Here is a 25,412-nt window from a genome sequence, read left to right as displayed (position 1 = left end):
TTTTTATCCTTTATTTTTCTCATAACCTTGCGGCGCATAAGCAAACGTGCTTGAAATCCCGCGCAGACGGGCGATAGCTTTACCAATATGTTCGATCGCGTAATCGATCTCCGCCTCCGTCGTAAAGCGCGACAGCGAAAGTCTTAGCGCCGTATGCGCCAGCTCCTTATCTGCGCCGATCGCTTCCATTATCGGGTTATTCTCAAGCGCCTCGCTCGCACACGCAGAGCCAGTAGAAGCGGCAATGCCGGCTTTATTTAGATCCCACAGCATCGCCTCTCCTTCGACGCCTTGGATCGAGGCGAGGATGGTGTTTGGCACGCGAATGCTTCGGTCGCCCACGACGCTTACGTTTGGAATTTGTAAAAGCGCGTCCTCCAGCTTATCGCGCAGTCTGCTTACCTGAGTGCGCTCAAAATCTATAAATTTATTCGCTAGCTCCAAGGCTTTGCCGAGCCCCACGATGCCCGCGACATTTAGCGTGCCGCTGCGGCGCCCACCCATCTGCTCGCCGCCGTGAAGCAGGCTCGTAAGCGGCTTGCTATCTTTGATGTAGAGTGCGCCGACGCCCTTTGGAGCGTGAAATTTATGCCCGGAAAGGCTTAAAAAATCCACGTCCGCATCGCGCACGTTTACCTTTATCTTACCTATCGCTTGCACCGCGTCGGCATGATATAGCGCGCCATGCTCGTGTGCGATTTGTGCGATTTTTTTTACGGGGAAGATCGTGCCGGTTTCATTATTTGCCCACATCACGCTAACAAGCGCAGTTTTGTCGTTGATCTTTTGGCTAAGCTCATTAAGATTGATTAGTCCGTCTTTATCGACGCCCAGACGAGTAATCTTTACGCCGCAAATTTTTTCTAAAAAAGCACAGGTCGCGCTGATTGCGGGGTGCTCGACGGAGCTTATGACGATATTATCTTTCTCGCCGGTTAGAATTTTATCGTAGTAAATTCCTTTTAAAACCCAGTTGTTGCTCTCGGTCGCACAGCTCGTGATGACGATATCGTCCGCGTCCGCAGCGCCGAGTCCCGCATAGAGCCTATCCATCGCAGTTCTTAGCGCGGGATGGGTCTCGCTACCGAAGCTGTGAAGGGAGTTTGGATTGCCGTATTTATCGCAAAAAAACGGCTTCATCTCCTCAAAAACTTCGGGATCGACCATCGTAGTGGCGTTATTATCCAAATAAACGCGCTGCATAAAATTCCTTTCTAAAATTTGCCTGAAATTTAATCAGACAATTTCGCTCTTTTATCAATTTCGCACGATAATATAACATAATTGCTAAATTTTTCTTTAACGCTTACCGTTTTAAAAACCAAAAGCTTTCGGGGAGTTGATCAGATCGAAAAATTCCTTGCGCGTGTCGTTTCGGCTGATAAAAAGCCCCCGCAGTGCCGACGTAGTCGTGGTCGAGTTGATCTTTTGCACGCCGCGCATCTCCATGCACATGTGTCGCGCTTGAAGCACCACGCCCACGCCGAGCGGATGGATAACCTCCTCTATAGCGCCTGCGATCTGCTCGGTAAGCTGCTCTTGGATCTGCAGCCTGCGCGCGAAAATATTTACCATACGCGGAATTTTGCTAAGCCCCACGACCTTTTTATTCGGGATATACGCTACATGCGCGCGCCCGATGATAGGCAGCAGATGGTGCTCGCAGAGGCTATAAAATTCTATATCTTTTATCAAAACCATCTCGTTGTTGCTGCTATCAAACAGCGCGTCGTTTAAAATTTCTTTTGGGTCCAGCTCGTAGCCGCTAGTTAGAAACTCATAGGCTTTAGCTACGCGCTCAGGCGTCTTTGCAAGCCCGTCACGCTTCGGATCCTCGCCTAAAATTTCAAGCATCTGCGACACGCAATTTTCAAATTTTACTCGGCTTTTTTCGTCCATTTTTAGCAATTCCTTAAAAATCGATGCGCGATATTACTCAAAAACGCCTTTTATAACGCTGATAAATTTTAAAATTCCGCGCGAAATTTTATCAATCTCATTATGTTAATGATAATATATTTAAATTTAAGAAATTTTTGTTTAAAATCCGCCGTTTCGATAAGCTTTATCTACAAGGAGTTCGGTAATGAAATTTAAGATGAGTTTCGGCGCGGCTTTGGCGCTTTTTTCCTTTGCTTGCGCCGAACAAAATGCCGCAGCAAACTCCGCCTCGGGCGAAAACCTAGGCGATATCGAGGTCGTAGAATGGGCGAATAACGACGACGGTTACCGCGCCGTACGCAGCGAGATCGGCAAGACGACTAAGAGAATTTTAGAAATTCCGCAAACCGTAAATGTCGTAACGCAGCAGCATCTAAAGGACAAAAAGCCAGAAACCTTAGCCGAATCGCTGCAAAACGTAAGCGGCATAAGCTACGCAAATACGACGGGAAATATTTTCGATGCGATCATCAAGCGCGGCTTCGGCGAGGGTCGCGACGGCTCGATTATGCGCAACGGCGTACCGGGCGCCGTGATGCACAATTTCAACAAAACCATTCAAAGCGTCGAGGTTCTAAAAGGGCCCGCAAGCATGCTCTACGGTGCGCAGCAACCGGGCGGCGTCATAAACATGGTAACCAAAAAGCCGCAGTATGAGTTTATAAATGAGCTTTGGGGCGGGCTGGGCAACCGCAACTATTGGGACGCGGGATTTGATACCACGGGACCGATCGCAGATAGCGGCTTTGCGTATAGATTTATATTCGATTACTACGCGAAGGATTATTGGCGAAATTTCGGCGGTATAAAAAACACGCTCTTTGCGCCGTCGCTTGCGTATCAAGGAGACGATTATTCGATAAACTTAGGCTACACCCATAGCCGCTCTACCGATCCTGTGGATCGCGGCGCATTTTTGGTGCCGAGTACGGGTAAAATTTACGGCAGCGGCAAAGTCCGCTTCGACGAGCCGGTAAATAAACTACAAAGCAAGCTCGATACGGTTGATTTCGGCTTTGAGAAGGAATTTAACGAGGATTGGATATTGAAAGGCGCCTACGCTTTCTCGCGCAGCAAGCACGAATACGGCTACGTCCGTCCGAACAATCCATTCACGCCCCAAGGCCTTACCGGCACGACGCGATCGTATAACTACTACGATAATTTCATACACCGCACGCACGCAGCAAGCGTCACGCTAAACGGCAAATTTGAAACGGGCCCGCTTAAGCACGACGTTCTTTTCGGCACGGATTACAAAAACTACTACAGATACCGTCCGGGCGCTCTAAAAGGCACCGCTGGACGCATCAATATGCTTACCGGACAGACCGCTTCGGGCGCCGTCTTAACGAACGATAGAGAGCCAAAAATACAATATCAAAAGCTAAGAACGATCGGGCTTTACACGCAAGATAATATAAATTTAACCGACGAGTTGATACTTTCTTTGGGCGTGCGTAGGGAATTTTACGATCAAGTAGCCAAACAAAGCTGGCAAGGACCGAACAGCACCGATCAGAAAAAGGCCGCTACGACCTATCAGGGCGGGCTTTTGTACCTGTTAAGCCCGCAGTGGTCGGTATATACCAACTACGCACAAAGCTTCACGCCGCAGATGTCCATAGGCGAGGCGATAGGCGGCGATCTAAAGCCGGAGGAAGGTAAATCCGTGGAGTTCGGCACTAAATTTCAAAACGATCGCGTCACTGCGGGCGCGGCGGTGTTTAATATCGATAAAAGAAACATCCTGCGAACGGTAAATAATATAAGCGAGACGATCGGCAAGGCTCGCTCGCGAGGATTTGAGCTCGATATAAACGGGCGCGTGACGCAGGGGCTTAGCATGTCGGCGAGCTACGCATACACCAAAACGAGGGTGCGCGAGGACGACGGCGCTTTTGCGGTGCTAATCGGCAAACCGCTGGAAGCGACGCCAAAGCACCAAGCAAGCCTATTTGCCAACTACGATTTTGCGCATCTAGGCGCAAAGGGGCTTAGACTGGGCGGCGGCGCGCGATATTTCGGCTCGTGGTACACCTACTATATGCGCACGAACCTACCGAGCGTGCCCGCAGGAACGGCGTTTAAGCTGCCTCACGCCGTAGTTTATGACGCCTTCGTGAGCTACGATACTAAAATTTCGGGCTATGATACGAATTTTTCGTTCAACGTCAAAAATTTAACCGACAAAAAATACTATACCTCATCCTCGACCGGCACGACCACGAGCGTGATACCTATTCAGATGGGCTACGCGCGGCAGTTTATGTTTAACGTGTCGGTAAAATTTTAGCCTCAAGCCCGCTTTAAATTTCAAGGCGGGCTCTTAAAAATTTTAAAATTTAAAAGCCGCGAGCCGCTTAGGCTCGGCAAATTTTAGGAATTTATACTTTAAATAAGAAATTTTTTGATATATTACGAGCTATTTTTAAATTTTCTAAAGGAATTTTATGGAAGTAAAAGCAAAAATGAAAGATGCCGCAAATGCGGTAGCTGCGAGCAAGATCGAAGCAAAGCAGATCGCAGCTAAAGTAGAAGAGCTAGCCAAAAAGGCCTCCAAGCAGCTAAGAATCGACGGATTCAGACAGGGCAAAGTGCCTACCGCGGTGGTTTTGAAGCGATACGGCAAGCAGCTTGAGGGCGATGCAAAGCAGGAGCTTCTTAAAAATATGATTGACGAGTCTCTTAAAATTTTAAAGAAAAAACAAGATGAAATTTTATCCGAGCCGGTCTTTTCTAAATTTGACGAAAAAGAAGGCGACATCGATGTGCAGATCGAAATTTCTTTCAGACCAGAAGTTAGCGTAGAAGGGTACGAGGAGCTGATCCCTAAGTTTAGCAGCCCGCGCGTTAGCCAAAAAGAGATTGACGAGAAAGTGGCGGAATTTTTGCAGATGATCGCTCCGCTTTCTAAAACCAATAAAAAAATTCTAGCCAAAGACGATTTTGCAAAATTCGACTTCGAAGGCTTCGTGGACGGCAAGCCATTCGACGGCGGCAAGGCGCAGGACTATGTCCTTCAGATCGGCTCAAATCAATTCATCCCGGGCTTTGAAGACGGAATGATCGGACTTAGAGTGGGCGAGGAGCGCGACGTAGCGGTTAAATTTCCGCAAGATTACGGTGCGAAAAGCTTAGCCGGCAAGGACGCGATTTTTAAAGTCAAGCTTCATGAAATTCAGGCTAAAAAACCTGCCAAGGAGCTCGGCGAAGAGGAGCTAAAGCAAGCGCTTCCGGGCGAGAAAGAGCCGAGCAAGGAGAAATTTGAAGCGCGCATTAAAGAGCGCATCAAAAACGATAAGCTTCAAAAGCTGATAAACGAGGATCTAAAGCCTAAATTTGCCGACGCGCTCGCCGAAAAATTTAACTTCGCACTTCCAAAAGCGATCGTCGAGCAAGAGATTAATTTGCAGTTTAACAACGCATGGAGCGGCTTTTCAAAAGAGCAGATCGAGGAATTTAAAAACAACAAAGACGCCCTGGATAAAAAGCGCGAAGAATTTAGAAAGGCTGCCGAAAACAGCGTAAAACTTACATTCTTAATCGACGAGCTAGCCAAAAAGCGCAAGATCGACGTGAGCGATCAGGAACTAGTCCAAGCGGTCTATATGGAGGCCTATACCTATGGCGCAAACCCGAAAGAGCACCTAGATAGATACCGCAACAACGGCATGCTACCGGCCGTCAAAATGGCGCTGATCGAAGAGAAGCTATTTAACGATATTTTCTCCAAACAGGGCAAAAAAGAAGAGAAGGGCGAATAGATGGTGATTCCTTACGTTATCGAACAAACTAGTCGCGGAGAGCGCAGCTACGACATCTACTCGAGGCTGCTAAAAGACCGCATCGTAATGCTTAGCGGCGAGATTGACGATGCGGTAGCAAGCTCGATCGTCGCGCAGCTTCTGTTTTTGGAAGCGGAAGACCCGGATAAGGATATCTATCTATACATCAACTCCCCTGGCGGCGTGGTTACGAGCGGATTTAGCATTTATGACACGATGAATTACATCAAACCCGACGTGAGCACGATCTGTATCGGGCAAGCGGCGTCGATGGGAGCGTTTTTGCTAAGCTGCGGCGCAAAAGGTAAACGCTACGCGCTTCCAAACTCGCGTATAATGATCCACCAGCCCCTCGGCGGCGCGCAAGGCCAAGCTACCGACATCGAGATCCAAGCTAAAGAAATTTTACGAATGAAAGAAATTTTAAATGGCATTCTTTCGCAAAATTCCGGCAAAGATCTCGCGCAGGTCGAAAAGGACACCGATCGCGACTTTTTCATGAGCGCCGAGGATGCCGTGCAATACGGACTGATCGATCAAGTACTTCAAAAGAGCTTTAAATAGATGATCCTGGACGTCCTTACCTATCCGAATAAAAAGCTTTATCAAAGATCGACCGAGGTCGTGAAATTCGACGCGGCGCTGGGCGAGCTTTTGGATGATATGTATGAGACGATGATCGCAAAAAACGGCATAGGCCTTGCCGCCATCCAGGTAGGCAGGCCCGTGCGCGCTTTGATCATAAATTTAGCCAATGAGGAAAAAATCCAAGACAAAAAAGACCTCATCGAGATCATCAATCCGCAAATTTTAAAAAAGGAGGGCGAGGTCGTATTTCAGGAGGGCTGCTTGTCGGTGCCCGGCTTTTACGAGGACGTCACGCGCGCCGAGTTTATCACGGTACAGTTTCAAGACCGCACCGGCAATACCCACGAAATGGACGCTAGCGAACTGCTAGCCGTCTGTATACAGCACGAGATGGACCACCTCGACGGACATCTTTTCATCGAGCGCATCGGATACAATAAACGCAAAAAATTTGATAAAGAATTCAAAAAAAGTCTAAAAGAAAAATCGAAATGAAATCCCTAAAATGCGCTGCCTTCACGGATGCACTGATCCCCGTAGAGGTCGAGTCGACATTCGTGCGGGGGCTGCCGGGATTTAATATCGTCGGTCTTGCGGGCGCTACGATAAAAGAGAGTGAAAGCCGCGTAAAAGCGGCGCTTGTGAGCCTAAATTTTAAATTTCCCGCGTCCAAAATCATCATAAATCTCTCCCCCTCCGACACGCCCAAAAACGGCTCGCACTTCGATCTTGCGATTGCACTTCTCATCGCGCTGCAAAAAGAGCGCATCGACGGCGATTTCTTCGTCTTCGGCGAGCTCGGTTTAGACGGCAGCCTAAAGAGTACGGCGAGCCTCTTTTCGATCCTGCTTTTTTTAAGCACGAAGGTGAAGCGCGCTAAAATTTTAGTACCGCAAAGCATTGCTCTAAAGGCCTGCACGATCCCAAACTATGACGTCTATGTGGTAGGTAGCCTAAGCGATGCGGTCAGATTTTTTTTAGATGAAGAGTTCGCCGCAAGCAGGCTCATGCGAGAAACCCATCCGCTTTTTAAAAACGTCGTGGAGATTGACGGGCAAGCTTACGTTCCCAACCGCGATTTTTCGCTTGATTTCAAAGACGTCAAAGGACAAAAACGCGCCAAGCGCGCGAGCCTGATCGCCGCGTGCGGCATGCACAACATCCTCTTTGAGGGCAGCCCGGGCTGTGGCAAAAGCATGTGCGCAAAGCGGATAGCCAGAATTCTGCCTCCGCAGAGCCTAGGCGAAGTGCTGCTCTCGTGCGCCTACGAGTCGCTAAATAACAAAGACGTCGATTTTAGCGCGCTGCGTCCTTTCCGCTCGCCGCACCACACCAGCACGCGCAGCTCTATTTTCGGCGGCGGCAGTAGCGGCGCAAAGATCGGCGAGGTCGCGCTCGCAAACGGCGGCGAGCTGTTTTTCGACGAGCTGCCGCACTTCGGTAAGCAAATTTTAGAGAGCCTGCGCGAGCCGTTAGAAGATAATAGAATTTTGATTTCGCGCGTAAATTCCAAGGTCGAATACCAAACGAAATTTATCTTCGTCGCGGCGCAAAACCCCTGCCCGTGCGGAAATCTATTCTCCAAAAACCTAACCTGCACCTGCTCGCTAAACGACATCAGGCGCTACAAAAACACGATCTCCGCGCCGCTGCTTGATCGCATCGACATATATGTCGCGATGGACGAGACCGGTGCGGACGATAGAAGCGACGTTTGCAGCGAGGAGATGGCGGATGCGGTGCTGCGAGCCTTTCGCGCGCAGAAGGCTCGCGGACAGAGCGAGCTAAACGCAAAGCTGCGCGACGAGGAAACTGAAAAATTTTGTATCTGCGAAAGCGCTGCGCGGGACGTTTTGCAAACGGCGATCACCCGCTACGATCTTTCGCAGCGCGGCGTGAATAAGACGCTAAAGCTCGCGCGCACGATCGCCGATCTAGCAGGCGCCGAAATCATCGCTAAGGCGCATATTTTGGAGGCTCTTAGCTTTCGCATAAGGAGCGAAATTTGAAAAAAATTTTCTTTAGCACCGAGGAGCTTGACGCGCGAGCGAGCGCAAAATTTGGACTTGGCGAGCAAATTTTAATGGAAAACGCCGCAGGCAGGATCGAGCGCGAGATCAGAAAGCGACTCAAAAAGGGTTCGCGCATTTTGGCGCTTTGCGGCGGCGGAAATAACGGCGCGGACGCGATGGCGGCACTGCGAAAGCTAAGCGGCGATTTTAGCTGCACGGCGCTTTGCGTTCTTCAAAACAGAAGCGCGGCGGGTAAATTTCAAGCTGATGCGGCGCGGGCTGCGGGCGTTAGGCTTATCGACATCGCGAGCGCAAAAGACGATTGCGGGCACGCAGACAACGCATCTAGCAAGGACATCTGCACGCATGAAAGCGCAAGCGGCTCCTCTTTAAAGGGCACCAGCTCTTGTGATGACAAGCCCGATAACGAGCACGAAAGCCTAAACGGCGCAAACATTTCGGGCGGCGGCGATAAATTATGCGCGAAATTTACGAGCGCTAAATTTGAAACCGCGGAGCACGGCAGCGATTTCGGCAAGCTAGGCAACGAATGCGACAATCCAAGCGGCGTCCTGCGCGATAAGATTACAAGCGCAGACTGCATAATCGACGGAATTTTCGGCAGCGGTTTGAATAAACCGATAAGCGCTGAAATTTGTGAAATTTTATCTATCGCAAATAGCGCGAAATCCCTAAAAATCGCAGTCGATGTCCCAAGCGGTATCGATAAGAGCGGGCGCATTTTAGGCGGTGCGTTTTGCACGGATCTGACGATCGCGATGGGAGCGCTCAAACTCGCGCTGTTTTCGGACGCAGTAAAGGATTACGTAGGGCGGATCAAGGTCGCAAATCTTGGAATTTCGCGCTCAAATTTTGAGGAGCGGAGCGAATATTTTCTACTTCAAAAAAGCGATCTGAAGCTACCGCTGCGCAGGAAACAAAACACCAACAAGGGCGACTTCGGGCACACCTACGTCGTAAGCGGGCAGATGAGCGGAGCGGCGCAGATGGCAGCTCTGGCGGCTCACGCGATCGGCAGCGGGCTCGTTAGCGTCGTTAGTAAGGAGCCATTAAATTTAAGCCCAATTTTGATGCAAAAAAGCTCATTCGATGCCGCGCGGGTCGTAGTCTGCGGCTGCGGCCTCGGAGAGCAGAAGATCGATCTTGCCGCGCTGCGGGGCAAAAGCTGCGTCATCGACGCCGATCTGTGCTACGAGCGCGAAATTTTAAGCCTGCTAAACGCCAATTCAAATTTAATCCTAACGCCCCATCCGAAGGAGTTTTGCTCGCTTTTAAAGATCGCAGGTATCGCAGATCTTAGCGTGAGCGAGCTGCAAGAGCGGCGCTTCGAGCTTGCGCAGGCGTGGAGCGAAAAATTTAGCGGCGTACTCGTGTTAAAGGGCGCAAACACGCTCATCGCCCAAGCGGGCATTATCTATGTCTGCGACAAGGGCAGCGCCGCGCTCGCAAAGGGCGGCAGCGGCGACGTGCTTGCAGGGCTCATCGGCGGGCTGCTCGCGCAAGGCTACTTGCCTCTGCAGGCCTCGATCTGCGGCGTCCTAGCCCACGCACTCGCTGCGCGAGCCTTCGCCAAAAATTCCTACGCGCTAAATCCGCTCGATCTCATCGAGGAGGTAAAATGGTTGTGAAAAAGCTCGCCGTGCTTTTTAGCGGCAGCGGCTCAAATTTGGAGGCGATCCTGCAGAAGCTGCACGGCAAGGTTTTTGGCAAAACTAAGATCGAAGTCGTGCTAACGCTAAGCAACAAAGCGGACGCCGGCGGTATCGCAAAGGCCGCGAAATTCGGACTTCAAAGCGTGATCCTAAATCATAAAGATTTCGCTAGCCGCGAGGAATTCGACGCCGCCCTCGTGCGCGAGATCGAAAAAAGCGGCGCGGAGCTTACGGTACTTGCGGGCTTTATGCGGATTCTTACGCCAGTTTTTACGAGCAGAGTTCGCGCGATAAACCTACACCCGTCGCTGCTGCCGCTTTTTAAGGGCGCGCACGCGATTAAGCAGAGCTTTGAGAGCGATATGAAGGTAGGTGGCGTGAGCGTGCACTGGGTCAGCGAGGAGCTTGACGGCGGCGCGATCATCGCTCAGCGCGCGTTTGAAAAGAGCGCGGGCATGAGCTTTGAAGCTTACGAAGCCAAAATCCACGAGATCGAACATGAGCTATTGCCGCAGGTGATCGTAGAAATTTTGTGCCAAAGCTAAATTTAGCGCAGAGATTCGCGCTAAATTTAAAAGAGCGGAATTTTGTAAATTTAAAGCTTAGTTCTTTAAATTTTGGGGGCGAACTCTAAGTATTAAATTTTAAAATTTACTAGCTAAATTTAGAAAGAGAAAGATGACCGCCAACGAACTGGAAAAACTAAGGCTCGGCATCCTGGATGAGGCGGAGCAGCGCAAAGGCACGGCGTTTTCGATAATAGCACTAGCGGCGCTAGCCTCGGCGCTGTGGCTATTTTTCAATCTTAGAGATCAAGAAGCAGCAGTAGGCCTCTGCTGGATCATAGTGGTATTTAGCTGCGGCAGCATCTCTTTTAGAGTAGTGAATAAAGATGCAAATATAGTGCGCGTATTTATCTTTTGCACCTTGCTGTGGATGCTTGCCAAAGGCGTAGAAATGTGCGAGAATGATACCTTGCGCTTCGTCATCGCACTCGTAACCATCTGCCTTTCTTTGTTTAATATCGCAGATGCCGTGCTGGAGCGGATCAAATACAACAGATCCAAAAAATTCGTCCGCGTCTTTAAACACCAATATATTGCGCCCTATATTGCAAGCCTAGGTTATCGCTACGAAATTTCAGGCTCGTTTCGGCCGGCATATCTGCGCGCTAGCGGCCTATTTGTGGACGGCATAAGCTATTTTGATTGCGAAGATAAAATTTCAGGCGTTTATGACGGAGTATTTTTCAGCTTTGCGGATGTTTGTGTGACTCATACTGACGAACGACGTAGCAGCAGGGGGATATTTTTCTACGCAGAATTTAAAAAGCGCGTAAACTCGGTGGCGGTGATCCTGCCTTCGCTCAGCGCTAGGCCAACGCTTGGCGGACTTAAGAAGATCGCGATGAATGGTAGCGAGTTTAGCTCCGCATTTAGCGTATATAGCGCCGATGCGGTGTCTGCAATGTATGCCCTCACACCCGCCTTTATGCGGCGCTTGCTTCGCTTTAGAAGCGGTGCCGGCGGACCGATCAGTTTAAGCTTTTCGGGCAAAAACGTCTATATTTTCATCCACACGGGATACGATAGTTTCGAGCCTAGCGTGGATCGCAGCGTATTTGGCTTTGATCCCGCCGCGTCTATCAAGCACGAGCTTCTATTCTTTCTCTCTATCGTAAAAAGTCTGAAATTAAACGAAAATATCTAGCAGGATTAAATTCTAAAATTTGACTTTAAATCCGCAAATACAGAGGCTTTGCGCCGCCGCGAAATTTTGGAATTCCGCTTTAAATTTATGCGCTACTACGCCGCAACCGCTGCGACAAAATTCTATTTGAAATTTCAAGGGCATTTAAACCATGAAATTTATAAAATTTTTGTAGCGATGCAAATTTTGCGACATAGGATTTGTGGAGCTTTTAGCTATTTTTATCCTAGCATATTGTGATAAAATCAGCGATCTATTTTAGCTCTAAAAGCCGTTTAATATCGCCTTTGCTTAAATACGGCGCAAATATATGCTGCGGCTGCGAGCCACTTAGTTTTACTAGCATATCACCTGCGCCTAGAAGCTTTTCGGCTCCGCTTTCGTCCAAGATAATCTGAGAGGCTTTGGCATTTTGCACTTTTAATGCGATTCGTAAGCGCGCAATTCTTGCTTAAAAATATTTGCATTGGGCGTTTGGGTCGCTATGATTAGATGGATATCCGCAGTTTAAAATTTTATCTAAACGTCTAAAAGCTTTAAGCGGTCTTACGACATTGATGACGGTACGTTATTTGCAAAAATCCGCCGAGCAGAATTTTATGAGATTTTGCGTTAAATTTTAATTAGATTTTATCACTCGCCTATAAATTTATGCTCGTGCAAATCCGCTCTGTATAGCATTATGATCTTGCCACTGCCGCCTACGGCACACGATCTTTATATGAGATTGCGGCGAGGCTTTGTGCGTCCTAAATTTCATCAAACACTCTAAAATTTTACCGCTTCGTGGTGCGTGAATAGACTCAGGGTAAATTTCGTTTCACTATTAGCGCGACAACGCGTGCCTTTTCTACTCACTTAATATATCAAGAGCCGCTTTTAATTGCTCTTTAAAGGTTTCTCTCAGATCTTTTGGTTCTAGTATCTCGATATCTGGAAGCCACTTTTTTATAAACGGCAATATCTCCATATCTTGAGTAAAATCTATGCTAAAAATAATGCTACCATCATCTAGCTTCTTTTTAAATTTTTGAGTTGGGAAAAACAGCTTCATACCCTCCTTAAAATATATAGCCACTTTCGGAGAAGCTTTTAATAGCGCTATTCGCGTTGTCTCGGAGGGCAAGCTCATAGCGTTTTGTATCTTATTAAAATACGTTTCGTATTCCTTCAAGATCTTTCCTTCGTATTTTTTCGAGCTTTTACTAAGCGATACGATAAAAGCCACTCTTAAAAGCCTAAAATTTCCATCAGCATCCTCGATAGCCAAATACCAATTACTATCTGTAAAAACTATTTTTAGGCATTTTGCGTCGATTAAATTCTCCATTTCACCGATATATTTATACTTGATATTTCGACATTCTTTATTTTTAACGGCATTGCGAAGCTCGCTCAAATATCTTTTACTTAGCCCATCTTGCAAAACCTCCAAAGGATTGGTTCTAAATAAAAATACGTCCGAATCCTCTTTTAATTGTTTAGATACCTTCTCTTTTTCATGTTTATCTAAATCGTTAAACAACCTAGGATCATTTGCGTTTAATAAACTAATTAACCAGCCTAGATCATTGCCATATTCTAAAAGACATTTTAAAACGCCGATTATATCTTTGTTTTTGTCATATACTCTTAATACTTTTACCGGTCTCTTGCCATGCCCTATGAGCTTGCTTTCTATCCTAAAAGCGTCTGGAAATAGCTTGTCGATTTCGCCCATATACCTTCTAAGCGTTCTTTCCTTAATCCTTAACTCATCTAAAAGCTCTGTATCGGTAAGATAAATTTCTTGCTTTGCAACTAGCTTTTTTAAAATTTCAAAGATAACTATCGTTTTATTGTCTGCATCTGATGACATTATAACTCCTCGTATTCTCTAAATCTTGCGTGTTTAAATTCTCGTTTAATCACGACTTTGCCGTTTTCTACCTGCTCACTTATGATGCGGTTAGTAGTCGCATACACAGCTATCAGACCCATATTTTTAGCAAACCTTATCATATTATAAGTCGCTCCGAAATCACCCTGCACCAGCAATACGTCGCCCGCTTTTGCTTGCTTTTTGAGTTTGTTTTTATAAGTTTCAACAAATTTTATTACGCTTTTATCGGACGGATCGATATCGCTCCACCTCGCATCGGTTATGTTTATGAATTTATCAACATTTAAATTATTCCTCGCATCTTCTTCTTGCTCCGACGTCAAGGTGTGGTTTATTAGGGCGAATAGGGTTTTCACGCGCTTACCCCTAAAATATCATCCTTTATGCAGAATTTTTTATAGTCTTCTAAAAGCCGTTTGAAATTTAACTTTGTATTTGCTATTTCATCGCTACTGTTTCCGTGAGCTAGATTATTTCTTAATTTTTCAGCCGCAATGATAAAATTCTTAAATTCTTCTATATCCGGAATTCTTTCTAGTTTATTGCAGATCGAATTTTTTATATCGCCTAGATATTCCTTAGCTTTTTTCTCGCTAAGTCCAAAATGAGTTTGCGCCTTTTCTGTGCCAAATAAATAAGATTTCATCTCCCTGCCGATTTTTATTAAATTTCTAGATTGATTGGTTAAATCATAAGAGTCAAAAAATCCACTATTTTTAAATTCTCTCACGTAAGCTTCTACTTTGGGACTAATTTTTTCTAGACCGCTTACGCAATAATATCCAATCCCTTCAAATAGCAATGTTATAGCGTTTAATAAGTAGCCCTTTTTATTAAGTACTTTTGCCATTTCGTATAACTTTTGATAATCTATCTTTGTGCTGATCTGCTTTAAATTTTCTATATGTTCTTTGATTTTATCAAGACTGGTTCTGAAAGTAAAAATTTGCTCGTTCTTTTTGATATTTTCTATGTATTGCAAAACTACGTCAAAACGATTTTCGAGCGCTTTTAATGAATTCGCAAGAATATCATTCGAAAATTTTGTTAGCTCGCCTCTTAAATTTTCAAAATCCTCGTTTTCAAACGCGGCTACAAATGAAACGGTATAATTTTTATCGAATGTTTCGAGCATATACGACATATTTGCAAGCTCTAAGTATTCTTTTAAATCGATAATTTCATACTCTTTTTGATTTATTATCTCTTTCGCAAAAAATATATGTTTGATTTTATTCGTATCGCTTAAGCTTTGAGATATAAGTGAGATGGTAGCTAAAATAGGAATATGCCTAAAGCCGTGAGTTAGATCGATTATATATTCATTGTCTTCGTTGGTTGCTTCATTTATAATACGTAGAATTTCATAAAAATCCGTATCGCCTCTAATGAAATTCTTATTGTTAAATATCTCGATATGGCTTGTTTTAAATTCCTTTTCTAAAACTTTTATTTGATCATCTCTCGCATCTTCAGTAAAAATAGGTACGATATTTTGAACGCCGAAATTATCTATCAAAAGCGGAAGCATATTCGTATATCTTTGCTTTTTTAAAGAATACGAATTTTTAAGCTTCTCATCGTATTCATAGATCGATCTTTCTTCGGCCTCCTTAACATAACCTTTTCCTAAAATCGTTACAACTTTCATATTTTACTCCTCATTTTGCATATAGGTTAAATCATAGTGTTTGACAGTATAATCGCTAGTGGAAACGTACTGCAAATGCCTGTCGTTGGGTATCGCAAATATCGCTCCGGCTATACTTATCGCCTTTTGTCCTCCCGTGACATCAAATACAATGTCGTCTTCCGTAAAGCCCTCTTGCCCAAGCTGGCTATATACGCTTTCTAAAAATTTATAGACGCTTTTTGCATCTTCGAAATTCTTTATATATCGTACATTCGCCATATCCGCAATCTCCTTACCAAAGAGATTTTGCACGCATTTTAAAAATTTATCTCTATCGCCGTGAGATTTTTCAGAACAAGTGATTATTATCTTTTCAAGCTTGTCTTTATGATAATCTATCGCCGTAAGCGGCATTCTATAATTATTTCTTCCATACTCATCGATAGTTTTAAATTTCAAAATTTCTTCTATTCCGCCATTATTTTCGCTTAAAAATAGCACTAGAACTTTAGCCCTTTTGGGTCTATCATTTATACATATATCGACATTAGGGATGTCTTTGGGAATTATTCGTTTGATTACCCCAAAAATCACTATAGAGCCTAAAATTTGAACCAGCATAGTGCCGTCTTTGGCGCTCCATTTTAAAATTTCGCCGCCGAAAATTTTATCTAGTAGCGACGACATTCCGTCCGGCAACCAAGCGAAAAACAGTAATACTCCCGCGATGATAAAAAACGCCTTACGCTCTAAAAGAGAGCTTCCCAAAAGCGAAACGATTATTTTTTGAAAATTTCTTTTTTCGTAATGCGTCATTTTTTAAATTCCTTTAGCATCTCCATTATCTTTAACGTATCTTGATAGTCTCTGTCTTTTTCCGGCTTTTTTGTTTAGTTTGCTCTTTCCAGCTTCCAGTGGCGTAAATATACTCTTGTATACCCTGGATACTTGCACCGTATAGGTATTTAGCCATCTTGCCTCCTTCGTGTTATATTTTTGAAATTTTATCGCAACTAGACTTAAATTATTTTTTGAAAAATTACGCAAAATGAACTAGCCGAAGCGACGCCTCGAGCTAGACCGAATTTATTGTCTAGTCCTGCCGCAAAAGACACACTGTCCGTTATATCCTTGCCTTTGATGTAAAAATCAAGCGTAGGGACATACGAGCCGCAATTGCTCGGCGCGATATTTGCTAAATTCGGCACCTCTTGCGCCAAAGCGCCACTCATAACTCCAGCCGCTGCTAGCGACAACACAATCTTTTTCATTACAACTCCCTTAATTGATCTCGTCGGCGTTTTACCTCCGAGTTTGAGCGCAATTATAGTGAGCCGTAGTGTCAGATTCTGTCAGCCAAGGGGAAACTTTGAAAAATGAGAGGGAAATTTTAATTAAATCAGGGGAGGGTAGATTGAAAATTTTGGGTGCAAAGAGGAACCAGTCCCCTAGATAGGGGAAATTCTAACCGAATTCCTCGCTACCTAAAACCATTCCTAGCAAAAGCCGTATTTATTGATCCATTCTACCTCATTCATCCGACTCTCTTATTTAGTTTAACTCATTATTTTCAAATGCTTTTTTCGGAATTTTACTTAAGATAGCATTGAGTTTCGCACCAGTATAGGTTGCGGTATGGATGGTAATCTTTACCGGCGTAAAGCTATCCTGATAGTTATTGAAAGCCGCCTTAAGCTCAACAAAGTTGATCATCATAGAAGCAACATCGCCCTCAACATCCGTTTCTGTAAGTAACGGGAATTCATCAAATAAGCATAGCGAGGTTCCGTCAAAGCAGTTCTTTTGCGCTTTTCGAAACTGAGTATCAAAAGGAACTAGAGAAACGACTTCGGCATTCAGCCTACCTGAATACCTCTTAAACTTATTTTTCCCGCTACTCTTAACTGCGCGCTCATAAACGCGTAACGGCGCAGCTCCTTTTGAAGCTAAAAAGCTTTTAACTTCCGAGAGCTTTACATCGTTTTCGTAATCGGCTATCTTAAGCGAATTATCAAAGTAATCGTTTCCATATTGAGATTTTTCGCCCATATCAAATAAGACGATTAGCTCATTGGCTAGCCTTCTACTTTGGAAGTTAGTCGTAAACTCATCTTTTCTGTTAATCCTTCCGTAGTAGCTTTCCGGGTCCGGTTCTACACATCCTATTAAAAATATAGCAATTAATACTAAAAACAGTGTTCTCATAACATTTTCCTTCCTTTAAATTTATAAACAATCGGGCAATTTGAAAAGCCTGTTATTCTACTATCTATCGCATCGCCTTCCAATTGAAGCAAAGCAAAAATTAGCTATCTTATTTAACTCTCCCGGCGAATACTCGATAATCAATTGTCAGGTAGTTGAACTTATACCTACTTTTCATTATACGCTTTGTAGCCCGCAAAATCATAAGTACTTTTATCGATCTCTTTCCTTGTTTCATAGTCAATAAAGATTAGATCGAGCGATGAACTCAATTCCATTAGCTCTCCTATTTCTTTAGAAGAATAAAGTGCTTCAGCCGTTTGTTTTTTAAAAGAATCAATAAAAGTGTAAGCGTCTCCCTCCATCTTATCTTTCTCATTCTGAGCTTTAACTTTATGAGGTGTAATCTCTACAACCATATTAAGCTTTTTATTTTCCCTATCACAAGTTATCGGCTTATACACCAAACCATATTCACGCCAGTATAGTCCCGGGTGATTGTCACCACTAAAAGCTCTATCTAATAGCGAAACGCTATACTCTCCTCTTGGAGCTATTTGAACTCTATCTCCATACTTATCTTTATCAAGGAACGACTTTGCTTTACGTATAGATTCCTCATATCTTTCCTTATCCTTATTCTCTCTAAGGATACACCAAACATCTAGCTGCTGAGCCATTACCGTTTCTTTATCAGGCGGCATTACGATAAAACAACCGGAAAATACAACTCCGATCAAACCGAGTAAAAACACTTTAAACAAAATTTTCATACTTTCTCCTTTGTTTTAAAATTCTTTTTCGAAAAATAACAAAATTACTCATAGAATTCAAACCCGCCATATCAACTTTGAGCGTGATTATAAGGAGTTTAGTTGTCAAATTCTGTCAATTTACGGAGTGCTTTTAAAAAATCCATTAAATTTTAGTCGTATATCTTGAAATTTGATCAAATCAGCGCGATTACACAGCATTATCCGAGGCAAAACTCGTTTGTCCCAATCCCCCAAATCGGGGAAATTCTAATCAGATCGTTTCGCACTTGACTTATCAAGATACCGAGTGGCTATGTTTCAATCCCCTAGATCGGGGAAATTCTAATCAAATCGTTGGAACCCTTCAATGTATTGGGTCTGGGTAAACAAGTTTCAATCCCCTAGATCGGGGAAATTCTAATCAAATAGGAGAGAAAATGTTGACGAACGAATATTCGTCTAGTTTCAATCCCCTAGATCGGGGAAATTCTAATCAAATAAGGACATTTATGAAAAAAGCAGAGGAACTTCTAAAAGGTTTCAATCCCCTAGATCGGGGAAATTCTAATCAAATAATAGAAGCTGAAATAAAAGAATTCCCGCAAGGGTATAACGGAAAGTTTCAATCCCCTAAATCGGGGAAATTCTAATCAAATCAATGGGAGACTATCTAAAGGGTGTTGGAAAAGTATTGTTTCAATCCCCTAGATCGGGGAAATTCTAATCAAATGTGATATCTTTGACGAATATGGAAATTCTTATAGGTTTCAATCCCCTAGATCGGGAAAATTCTAATCAAATTTATGGAGATGAGGATACCATATCTTCAGCAGTGTTTCAATCCCCTAGATCGGGGAAATTCTAATCAAATTTCTGGTTTGCTTGAGAAATCTCACACTTCTAAATTATCGGAAGTGTTTCAATCCCCTAGATCGGGGAAATTCTAATCAAATAGCGAACTTAAGTGGGACGTAATGAAGAGCAATCAACGTTGTTTCAATCCCCTAGATCTGGGAAATTCTAATCAGATGTGATCGCTGTCGATTTAGATGGAACGATCATTGATTCGTCGTTTCAATCCCCTAAATCGGGGAAATTCTAATCAGATTAATATGAATGCTTTTGGCTTAGACATCGAAGGCGATTTGTTTCAATCCCCTAAATCGGGGAAATTCTAATCAGATGAAACTGCTTGGGCAAATTCAGTTGCAAGCCATGAACGTTTCAATCCCCTAAATCGGGGAAATTCTAATCAAATCCGAAAACAACAAATTTTTGAATTTAGATTGGGATGTCGTTTCAATCCCCTAGATCGGGGAAATTCTAATCAAATAAACCTTAGAGGAAGTTAATAAGTTTGTTAAAGTTATGTGTAGGGTTTCAATCCCCTAGATCGGGGAAATTCTAATCAAATTACACCTAAGATGATGCTAGGTAACTACTATGGTGTATGTTTCAATCCCCTAGATCGGGGAAATTCTAATCAAATTATATCAGCGGGGATTGGTTTGGAGCGTAGAGGATGTTTCAATCCCCTAGATCGGGGAAATTCTAATCAAATATGATACTCAGTTAAGGAGAGTGTGATGGAATACATTGTTTCAATCCCCTAGATCGGGGAAATTCTAATCAAATATAATGTGGTTTCAATGAATCCATTGTCAGAATATAGTTTCAATCCCCTAGATCGGGGAAATTCTAATCAAATAGCCCAAAAACCGCATTAAAATTGACAATGAGTTTTTAAAGAACTATTTGCGAGCGCCATTATATCACAAAACGCGAAAAAGTCCGAGAAAGGGGCGAAAAATTAATTTCAAATTTCGAGGTTTTTGCTTAGGGTGGGCTTAAAAGTGTGGATTTAAGCGTCTTTACGCAAGCGCAAAAGTCCGAAAATCTAAACGCAAAAATTAAAATTTTAGGCTTTTTCGAATTTCTGCTAAATTCCGCAAACGTAAAAAGCCCTAAAAATGGGACTTTAAAAATAGGCTAAATAGCGGAAGTCCGAGAAAGGGCTTTTGGCGCGAGCGAAATTTGAGCTTTGCGGACATTTTGAAACTTAGTAAAATATTAAAGCACGCTAAAATCGGACTTTTAGAATTTGAAAAAGTCCGAAAATCAAATCCCTAAAAATGGGGCTTAGACGTAGGCATCAGGAGAGCGAAATATCTCGCCTTCACCTAGGCTCTCGCTTTTAGCCATACAAGTTTTGCAGATGCGGTAGAATAGGACTTTGTCGGTTTTGGGCTCAATGATGCGGGCGATGCGATCTTTTATGAGGACGTATTCGCGCTCGGAGACGTCTAGCTCAAATACCGAGTAGTTCGCCCGCAGCCCGTAGCCTTCTAGCAAGGCGGCGAGTTTGTTGCGGCGCTTAGTTTTGCAAACGTCGTAGCAGATGATTAAATTCATTGAAATCTCCCGATGAAAGGCTTATATTTTTCGTTTTGGGTTACGGCGCGTTTTAAGGCGTAGGCTTGCCTATCTATGATATCCTGCGCTTTTAGCTGTTCGCCTCTGTACTGCGTGCAAGCGAAGAGCTTTTCATTTACGTTTTTGGCGATATTTTGCCTGGTTGCGACAGATAGGAGCCCGTCTTTTATCTCAAAGGGCTCGTTTTTATTGACCATCGAGATTACGGCGCGATCGACAATGAAGGCTCGAAATTCCTCGATGAGATCGAAGGCGAGAGTAGGCTTTTGCTCATCAAGCGCGTGCAGATAGGATACGTGCGGCGACAGACCCGCGGCGGCAATGGATTTTAAAATTTTTGAATAAAGGATCGCGTAGCCGTAGTTTAGGGCGGAATTTACGATGTCGGTAGCGCCCTGCGTCACTCGCGCACTAAAGCCAAACTCGTAGTCGATCGCTTTTGCGATAGCCTGCCAGTAGGAGTTTGCGGCGCTTCCTTCAAAGCCCATAAGCTCGCTTACGCTTGCGGCGCCAGGGACGCGGAGCTTTAAAATTTCTTGCATCGCTTTAATTTCGGCGTCTAGATTTTTATGGTATTTGCCTAGATATTTTAGATAGTTGATCTGATTTTTTAGCTTGCCGATGATGAACTGCTGAGCGATGCGGAGTGATTTTTTGGTCGTTAGCAGCGAAATTTGCGAAGCGGCGGTTTTGGGTATGGCAGAATTTGCGCTAACGAGCGTGGCGTAGCTGAGATTTGTCTTTTCGTCGATGAAATTTATGGAAATTTTCTTTTTGGCGCACTCTTTGATGACGGCGGAACTTAATGAAATCTGAGCGTTGATGATGATCTGGCTGATTTGATTTATGGAGAATTTGTGCTTGATAATGCCTTTGCTTTTTAGCACGAGCTTTCCTTGCGACAGAGCGAGGAAGTAAAAAGGCGTCGTGATGTGGATAATCGAGCTTTGCGAGAAGGTTTTTAGGTATTCGCGCTTTTTAGCCTCAAGAGCGTTTTGGACGGATTTGACGGTGGGGCGCTTGGCGTTTTTAAAGTAGGTTAGAATTTTAGCCTTTCTAGCCGTTTTGCCTAGCTCGTAGGGGAAGTTTAGGTTGATTAAGGCTTCTGCTAGCGTCCGCTTGTCTGCGGTTTTTAGAAATCTGCGTATTAGGCTCGTTACGACCTCGCCAAAATGCAAGCAAAACCTATCTTTTTGCGAAGGCGAGAAAAGCTTAAGCGAAATGGCTTTTAGATGATACACATAGGCGTTTAAATTTTCTACGCTTTGGCCTATCGCCTGCTTTTTGGCAGAGCTTGCGAGTTTGGCTAGAATGCGCTTAAATTTTTCCTCGCCGATGCTTAAATTTGTGCCCTTAAAGCTTACGCCCAAAAAGACAAATTCGCTATCTTTTCCGTGAATGGAGGTTTTGGCTTCGTTTAGAGATAAGCTTATGGTTTTTAAAAAATCTTTCAGGCGTGCAAGCCCTCTCTCGGCGGCTTCATATGAAACAAAAAACATAACGAAATCATCGGCGTATCGGACGAATTCTACGCTCGAGTTTTCTAAAAATTTATCCATTTGATTTAGGTAGATATTCGAAAGCAGCGGGCTTAGGACGTCGCCTTGATGAACGCCTTTTGCATGAGCGCGGTAATCAAAGCGTTCAAAAATTCCGTTTTTGATCCAAAGCTCAATGAGTCTAATGATGCGAGCATCACGGATATTTGCGCATAAAATTTCAAGCAATTTTTCGTGATCGATATTTTCAAAGAAATCTTTGATGTCGGTTTTGACGGCGAAGCTGAAAATTTGAAAAAAATCGCGGGCACGATAAATTGCATTGGCGTAGGATTTGCCGCTTCGATAAGCATAAGAGCGGTTTGAAAAGCTTTTATCAAAATAGCCTGAAAGCTCGCGAGTGAGGATATTTTGCGCAAATTTATCTTTTAGCGAGGGCACGGCGAGCTTGCGAAGCTCGTCTTTGGCTTCTTTTGGGATAAAGGCTCGTTTTAAGGGCTGCGGCGAATAAGAAAGGCTAAAAATTTCACTCTTTAGCTCAGCATAAAATTCGCCCGAACAAATATCCTCAGCGCTAAGTCCATCAAGCCCCAAAGCCGTGCGCTTTAGCCTTTTTAGCGCGTATTCAAAGGCGCCTGCGGTAAAAATATCCTCTAAACTTAGATCAAACATGAAGCTCCTTTTTTTACGATTTTGCAATTTTACGACGCAAAATTAGATCCGATCTACCTTTATCTTGCCTAGTCCGAAAACGGTGCTTTTACCGACTCCTGTAATTTGAGCGAGTTGCAAAAGCTTTGCCGAGCGCTCGTCAAGCCCGAAAGCTCGCATCCGTCCGAGTACGCCGCCAAATTGCATTTTAGTATGCTGGCGGTTTGAGTATCGGTTAAGATCGTAAAATCTCAAATCCTGCTTGAAGCGATCAAATTTGACTTCGAATTTATCCATAGGCTCGCGCGTTATGTTCTCAAATCTCATAGCGATTTGGCGAATGAAGGATTTAAAATCGATATCGCGGCGGACGAGGGTATTTTTTTGCTTTATACGAAGCGGAGTAAGAAGCGAAATTTCATAATCGCCCGCGGTGAAATCTGGCGTGAAATTTAGCGTTTCAACTTTATTTGAAAGTAGAAATTTAGGCTCTACGATTTCGCCGTTTAGGCGCAAATGGGTAAATTTGAATTTATTTCTATTTGCTCCAAGTCCGATTTCTTGCATATTTTGGATAGTGATAGCAACGTGAGGCAGATAACTTACGGCGTGCTCGAAAAGTAAAATTTTAAAATCAAAGCTCTTTTGATTAAGATCGATATCCAGCCTGAAATTTGGCGTGTCCGATACGTTTTCAAAAAATTCGCTATACACGCATTCGCTCGAAATGCCACATTCCTCGCAGTTTGCGCCTATATAAGGACAGCTTACCCGCCTAAGGGCATATCCAAAAGTGCCCCGAATCATCGAGCCGATAAAAGAATGAGAGGGCTTCAGATCTATACCGCAAACGCCTAATTCTAAGTATTTAAGCATGGATAGCCTTTATAATATTTTGTGAAAATTATACTACAAAATGAGCTTTTGCGTTTTAGACTAGCAATACTCTCGCTTAATTGCCGGCAATTAAGAACGAATTTTATCTCGGCGAACATTTAAATTTAGGTTGTATTAAAGGCGTATCAATAAGATAAATTTTCTACTTTTGCTAATTTTCATTATTTTTCAAGTATAAGTAAGATATAATTTCCAACTTTTTTGAAGCGCCGTTGCGCTCTTAAAGGTAATTTGAAGATGGTGTCAAGAGAGAGACTTGAACTCTCGACCTCCGGCTTATGAGACCAGCGCTCTAACCAGCTGAGCTACCTTGACACGAATAAAGAAACGGCAAGTATAGCTAAATATTCTTATTTTTAATTGAAACACTTTAAAAGGAGAGAAAATGAATGCGGCTTTGATTTTATTAGTCGTCATAGTTTTGTTAGTTTTGGCGTTAGTGGGCGTTTATAACTCGTTCATCGCCAAGCGCAACCAGGTGCGAAATGTCGCTTCCACCGTCGATACACAACTTAAAAAGCGCTACGATCTCATCCCAAATTTAGTTAGCGCCACGCGCGAATACATGAGCCACGAAAACTCCGTACTAACGCGCGTCAGCGAACTTCGCTCGCAAGCGATCAACGCGGCTTCTAACGCGGACAAATTTAAGTTAAATAGCGAAATTTCGGCTCTTTTAGGACAGATCCGCATCGCGGTGGAGGCGTATCCAAACCTCAAAGCTAACGAATCGTTTGTCAAGCTACAAAACGCGTTAGGCGAGTGCGAGGAGCAGATCAGTGCCGCACGCCGCGCTTATAACGGCGCCGTTACGGTTTATAATAACGCCTGCGAGATGTTCCCTACTAACATCATCGCTAACGTTTTCAACTTCGCCAAAGCGGAATTTTTCGCCGCCAGCGAGCAAGAAAAGCAAGCCCCAAACGTCTCTGAGCTTTTCAAAAAATAGGCGCGAGATATAGAAAATTTGCGATGGAATTTTAAAATTTCATCGCAAACGACTCCAAACGCCGTGAGTCTAAATTTATAGTGAATAAAACGGATCACGCGCAAAGAGCGCGTTCTTAAAAGAGACTTGCCGCGCCCTGCCCTGCGTACTCGTCATCTTGTTTGAGATATCTTGCGGCATGCGGTACTGAGAATTTTAACAATAAAATTTTACGGCGCAATGCCAAATTTTAAAAGTCTAAATTTCGCAGTGTAAATTTTAACTAGCTTGCCACCGGCGTTACTTACGCAAGTGGCGACAAAAGTAACGCTGCGTTAGTCATGCGTTATTTTGCAAATTTGCGCTTCAGTGGCAGTTATGAGGTCCTTAGGCGCAAGAGCGATCTGTTTTCCGCGCACGCCTGCGCTAACGTAAATTTTCTCCTGCGTTAGCGCTCGCTCGTCGATGAAGGTGCGGAAGTGTTTTTTCATCCCAAGCGGCGAGCAGCCGCCCCTGACGTAGCCGGTGATTTTTTGCAAATCCTTCAAATCCATCAGCTCGCACCGCTTCGCACCGCAGATGTGCGCGAGCGCCTTGAGATCGAGATTTAGATCGCCTTGCAGGCAGGCTACGACATATTCGTGATCCGCCGTGCAAACTATCGTTTTATAGACCCGCTCGATCGGCTCGCTCACGCTGTTTGCCACGTGTACCGCATCTAAATTTAAAGGATCAACCGCGTATTCTTTAATCTCATAAGGGATTTTCAGACCGTCCAGTACGCGTGCGGCGTTTGTTTTTGAGCTCATTTCGCCTC

Annotated in this window: 24 protein-coding genes, 1 tRNA gene and 1 CRISPR repeat array; of the genes, 9 read left to right on the top strand and 16 right to left on the bottom strand. The window is 44.1% G+C overall.

What is annotated here, in order from left to right; translation table 11 throughout:
• Positions 1-3: 3 nt before the first annotated feature.
• Both Q0274_RS03345 and folE read right to left on the bottom strand, forming a co-directional pair.
• Entirely contained in the window at positions 4-1,203 is a 1,200-nt protein-coding gene (locus Q0274_RS03345) for a NifS family cysteine desulfurase (RefSeq protein WP_298027664.1), read from the bottom strand.
• Positions 1,204-1,314: 111 nt separating this feature from the next.
• On the bottom strand, positions 1,315-1,899 hold the full coding sequence (folE, locus tag Q0274_RS03340) for a GTP cyclohydrolase I FolE (RefSeq protein ID WP_298027662.1): 585 nt from the start codon (positions 1,897-1,899) through the stop codon (positions 1,315-1,317).
• Between the two features lie 187 nt (positions 1,900-2,086).
• Here folE and Q0274_RS03335 point away from each other — a divergent pair, with 187 nt between their 5' ends.
• The 8 genes from Q0274_RS03335 (at position 2,087) to Q0274_RS03300 (ending at position 11,712) form a co-directional block, all read left to right on the top strand.
• Positions 2,087-4,237, top strand: coding sequence for a TonB-dependent receptor (locus tag Q0274_RS03335; RefSeq protein ID WP_298027660.1), 2,151 nt, complete (start codon positions 2,087-2,089; stop codon positions 4,235-4,237).
• A gap of 157 nt (positions 4,238-4,394) precedes the next feature.
• Positions 4,395-5,708 carry a trigger factor gene (gene tig / locus Q0274_RS03330; protein WP_298027658.1) on the top strand — a complete coding sequence of 438 codons (1,314 nt, stop codon included), beginning with the start codon at positions 4,395-4,397 and terminating at the stop codon, positions 5,706-5,708.
• Positions 5,709-6,293 (top strand): ATP-dependent Clp endopeptidase proteolytic subunit ClpP, encoded by a 585-nt coding sequence (gene clpP / locus Q0274_RS03325; protein WP_005871578.1) that lies wholly within the window; start codon positions 5,709-5,711, stop codon positions 6,291-6,293. It begins immediately after the preceding gene.
• Positions 6,294-6,812 carry a peptide deformylase gene (gene def / locus Q0274_RS03320; RefSeq protein ID WP_298027655.1) on the top strand — a complete coding sequence of 173 codons (519 nt, stop codon included), beginning with the start codon at positions 6,294-6,296 and terminating at the stop codon, positions 6,810-6,812.
• Positions 6,809-8,326, top strand: a complete 1,518-nt coding sequence (locus Q0274_RS03315) for a YifB family Mg chelatase-like AAA ATPase (protein WP_298027654.1) — start codon at positions 6,809-6,811, stop codon at positions 8,324-8,326. Before def ends, Q0274_RS03315 begins: the two co-directional genes overlap by 4 nt.
• Positions 8,323-9,978 (top strand): NAD(P)H-hydrate dehydratase, encoded by a 1,656-nt coding sequence (locus Q0274_RS03310; protein WP_298027652.1) that lies wholly within the window; start codon positions 8,323-8,325, stop codon positions 9,976-9,978. The genes Q0274_RS03315 and Q0274_RS03310 overlap by 4 nt, the downstream gene beginning before the upstream one ends.
• Positions 9,969-10,547 carry a phosphoribosylglycinamide formyltransferase gene (gene purN, locus Q0274_RS03305; RefSeq protein WP_298027650.1) on the top strand — a complete coding sequence of 193 codons (579 nt, stop codon included), beginning with the start codon at positions 9,969-9,971 and terminating at the stop codon, positions 10,545-10,547. The genes Q0274_RS03310 and purN overlap by 10 nt, the downstream gene beginning before the upstream one ends.
• Positions 10,548-10,680: 133 nt before the next feature.
• Positions 10,681-11,712, top strand: coding sequence for a DUF3137 domain-containing protein (locus Q0274_RS03300; protein WP_298027648.1), 1,032 nt, complete (start codon positions 10,681-10,683; stop codon positions 11,710-11,712).
• Positions 11,713-11,965: 253 nt separating this feature from the next.
• Here the strand turns inward: Q0274_RS03300 and Q0274_RS03295 are convergent, their stop codons facing one another.
• From Q0274_RS03295 to Q0274_RS03235, 13 genes are all read right to left on the bottom strand, one after another.
• Positions 11,966-12,130 carry a hypothetical protein gene (locus tag Q0274_RS03295; protein WP_298027647.1) on the bottom strand — a complete coding sequence of 55 codons (165 nt, stop codon included), beginning with the start codon at positions 12,128-12,130 and terminating at the stop codon, positions 11,966-11,968.
• 432 nt (positions 12,131-12,562) lie between these two features.
• Entirely contained in the window at positions 12,563-13,570 is a 1,008-nt protein-coding gene (locus Q0274_RS03290; RefSeq protein ID WP_298027646.1) for a WYL domain-containing protein, read from the bottom strand.
• On the bottom strand, positions 13,570-13,950 hold the full coding sequence (gene csx20, locus Q0274_RS03285; RefSeq protein WP_298027644.1) for a CRISPR-associated protein Csx20: 381 nt from the start codon (positions 13,948-13,950) through the stop codon (positions 13,570-13,572). The genes Q0274_RS03290 and csx20 overlap by 1 nt, the downstream gene beginning before the upstream one ends.
• Positions 13,947-15,245 carry a TM1812 family CRISPR-associated protein gene (locus tag Q0274_RS03280; protein ID WP_298027643.1) on the bottom strand — a complete coding sequence of 433 codons (1,299 nt, stop codon included), beginning with the start codon at positions 15,243-15,245 and terminating at the stop codon, positions 13,947-13,949. Before Q0274_RS03280 ends, csx20 begins: the two co-directional genes overlap by 4 nt.
• Positions 15,246-15,248: 3 nt before the next feature.
• On the bottom strand, positions 15,249-16,043 hold the full coding sequence (locus tag Q0274_RS03275) for a hypothetical protein (protein ID WP_298027641.1): 795 nt from the start codon (positions 16,041-16,043) through the stop codon (positions 15,249-15,251).
• Between the two features lie 31 nt (positions 16,044-16,074).
• Positions 16,075-16,200: a hypothetical protein gene (locus Q0274_RS03270; RefSeq protein WP_298027640.1), complete on the bottom strand. Its 126-nt coding sequence runs from the start codon at positions 16,198-16,200 to the stop codon at positions 16,075-16,077.
• 46 nt (positions 16,201-16,246) lie between these two features.
• Positions 16,247-16,498: a hypothetical protein gene (locus tag Q0274_RS03265; protein WP_298027638.1), complete on the bottom strand. Its 252-nt coding sequence runs from the start codon at positions 16,496-16,498 to the stop codon at positions 16,247-16,249.
• Between the two features lie 280 nt (positions 16,499-16,778).
• Positions 16,779-17,432 carry a hypothetical protein gene (locus tag Q0274_RS03260; protein WP_298027637.1) on the bottom strand — a complete coding sequence of 218 codons (654 nt, stop codon included), beginning with the start codon at positions 17,430-17,432 and terminating at the stop codon, positions 16,779-16,781.
• A gap of 167 nt (positions 17,433-17,599) precedes the next feature.
• Positions 17,600-18,205, bottom strand: coding sequence for a hypothetical protein (locus Q0274_RS03255; RefSeq protein WP_298027636.1), 606 nt, complete (start codon positions 18,203-18,205; stop codon positions 17,600-17,602).
• A gap of 222 nt (positions 18,206-18,427) precedes the next feature.
• A CRISPR array of direct repeats spans positions 18,428-19,895; the repeat unit is 37 nt; unit sequence GTTTCAATCCCCTAGATCGGGGAAATTCTAATCAAAT.
• Positions 19,896-20,326: 431 nt separating this feature from the next.
• Positions 20,327-20,599, bottom strand: coding sequence for a CRISPR-associated endonuclease Cas2 (gene cas2 / locus Q0274_RS03250; RefSeq protein WP_298027634.1), 273 nt, complete (start codon positions 20,597-20,599; stop codon positions 20,327-20,329).
• Positions 20,596-22,791, bottom strand: coding sequence for a CRISPR-associated endonuclease Cas1 (gene cas1 / locus Q0274_RS03245; RefSeq protein WP_298027633.1), 2,196 nt, complete (start codon positions 22,789-22,791; stop codon positions 20,596-20,598). The genes cas2 and cas1 overlap by 4 nt, the downstream gene beginning before the upstream one ends.
• A gap of 42 nt (positions 22,792-22,833) precedes the next feature.
• On the bottom strand, positions 22,834-23,646 hold the full coding sequence (gene cas6 / locus Q0274_RS03240) for a CRISPR system precrRNA processing endoribonuclease RAMP protein Cas6 (protein WP_298027631.1): 813 nt from the start codon (positions 23,644-23,646) through the stop codon (positions 22,834-22,836).
• Positions 23,647-23,905: 259 nt separating this feature from the next.
• Positions 23,906-23,982, bottom strand: a tRNA-Met gene (locus tag Q0274_RS03235).
• A 70-nt stretch (positions 23,983-24,052) separates the two neighbouring features.
• Here Q0274_RS03235 and Q0274_RS03230 point away from each other — a divergent pair.
• Positions 24,053-24,616, top strand: a complete 564-nt coding sequence (locus tag Q0274_RS03230; RefSeq protein WP_298027630.1) for a LemA family protein — start codon at positions 24,053-24,055, stop codon at positions 24,614-24,616.
• Between the two features lie 314 nt (positions 24,617-24,930).
• Here the strand turns inward: Q0274_RS03230 and ybaK are convergent, their stop codons facing one another.
• On the bottom strand, positions 24,931-25,404 hold the full coding sequence (ybaK, locus tag Q0274_RS03225; protein WP_298027628.1) for a Cys-tRNA(Pro) deacylase: 474 nt from the start codon (positions 25,402-25,404) through the stop codon (positions 24,931-24,933).
• Positions 25,405-25,412: the final 8 nt, after the last annotated feature.

Origin of the sequence: uncultured Campylobacter sp. (genome assembly GCF_937973075.1) — a bacterium.
Lineage (GTDB): Bacteria > Campylobacterota > Campylobacteria > Campylobacterales > Campylobacteraceae > Campylobacter_B.
Note: the sequence above shows the minus strand (reverse complement) of the source record. Positions and strands in the feature narration are given on the sequence as shown.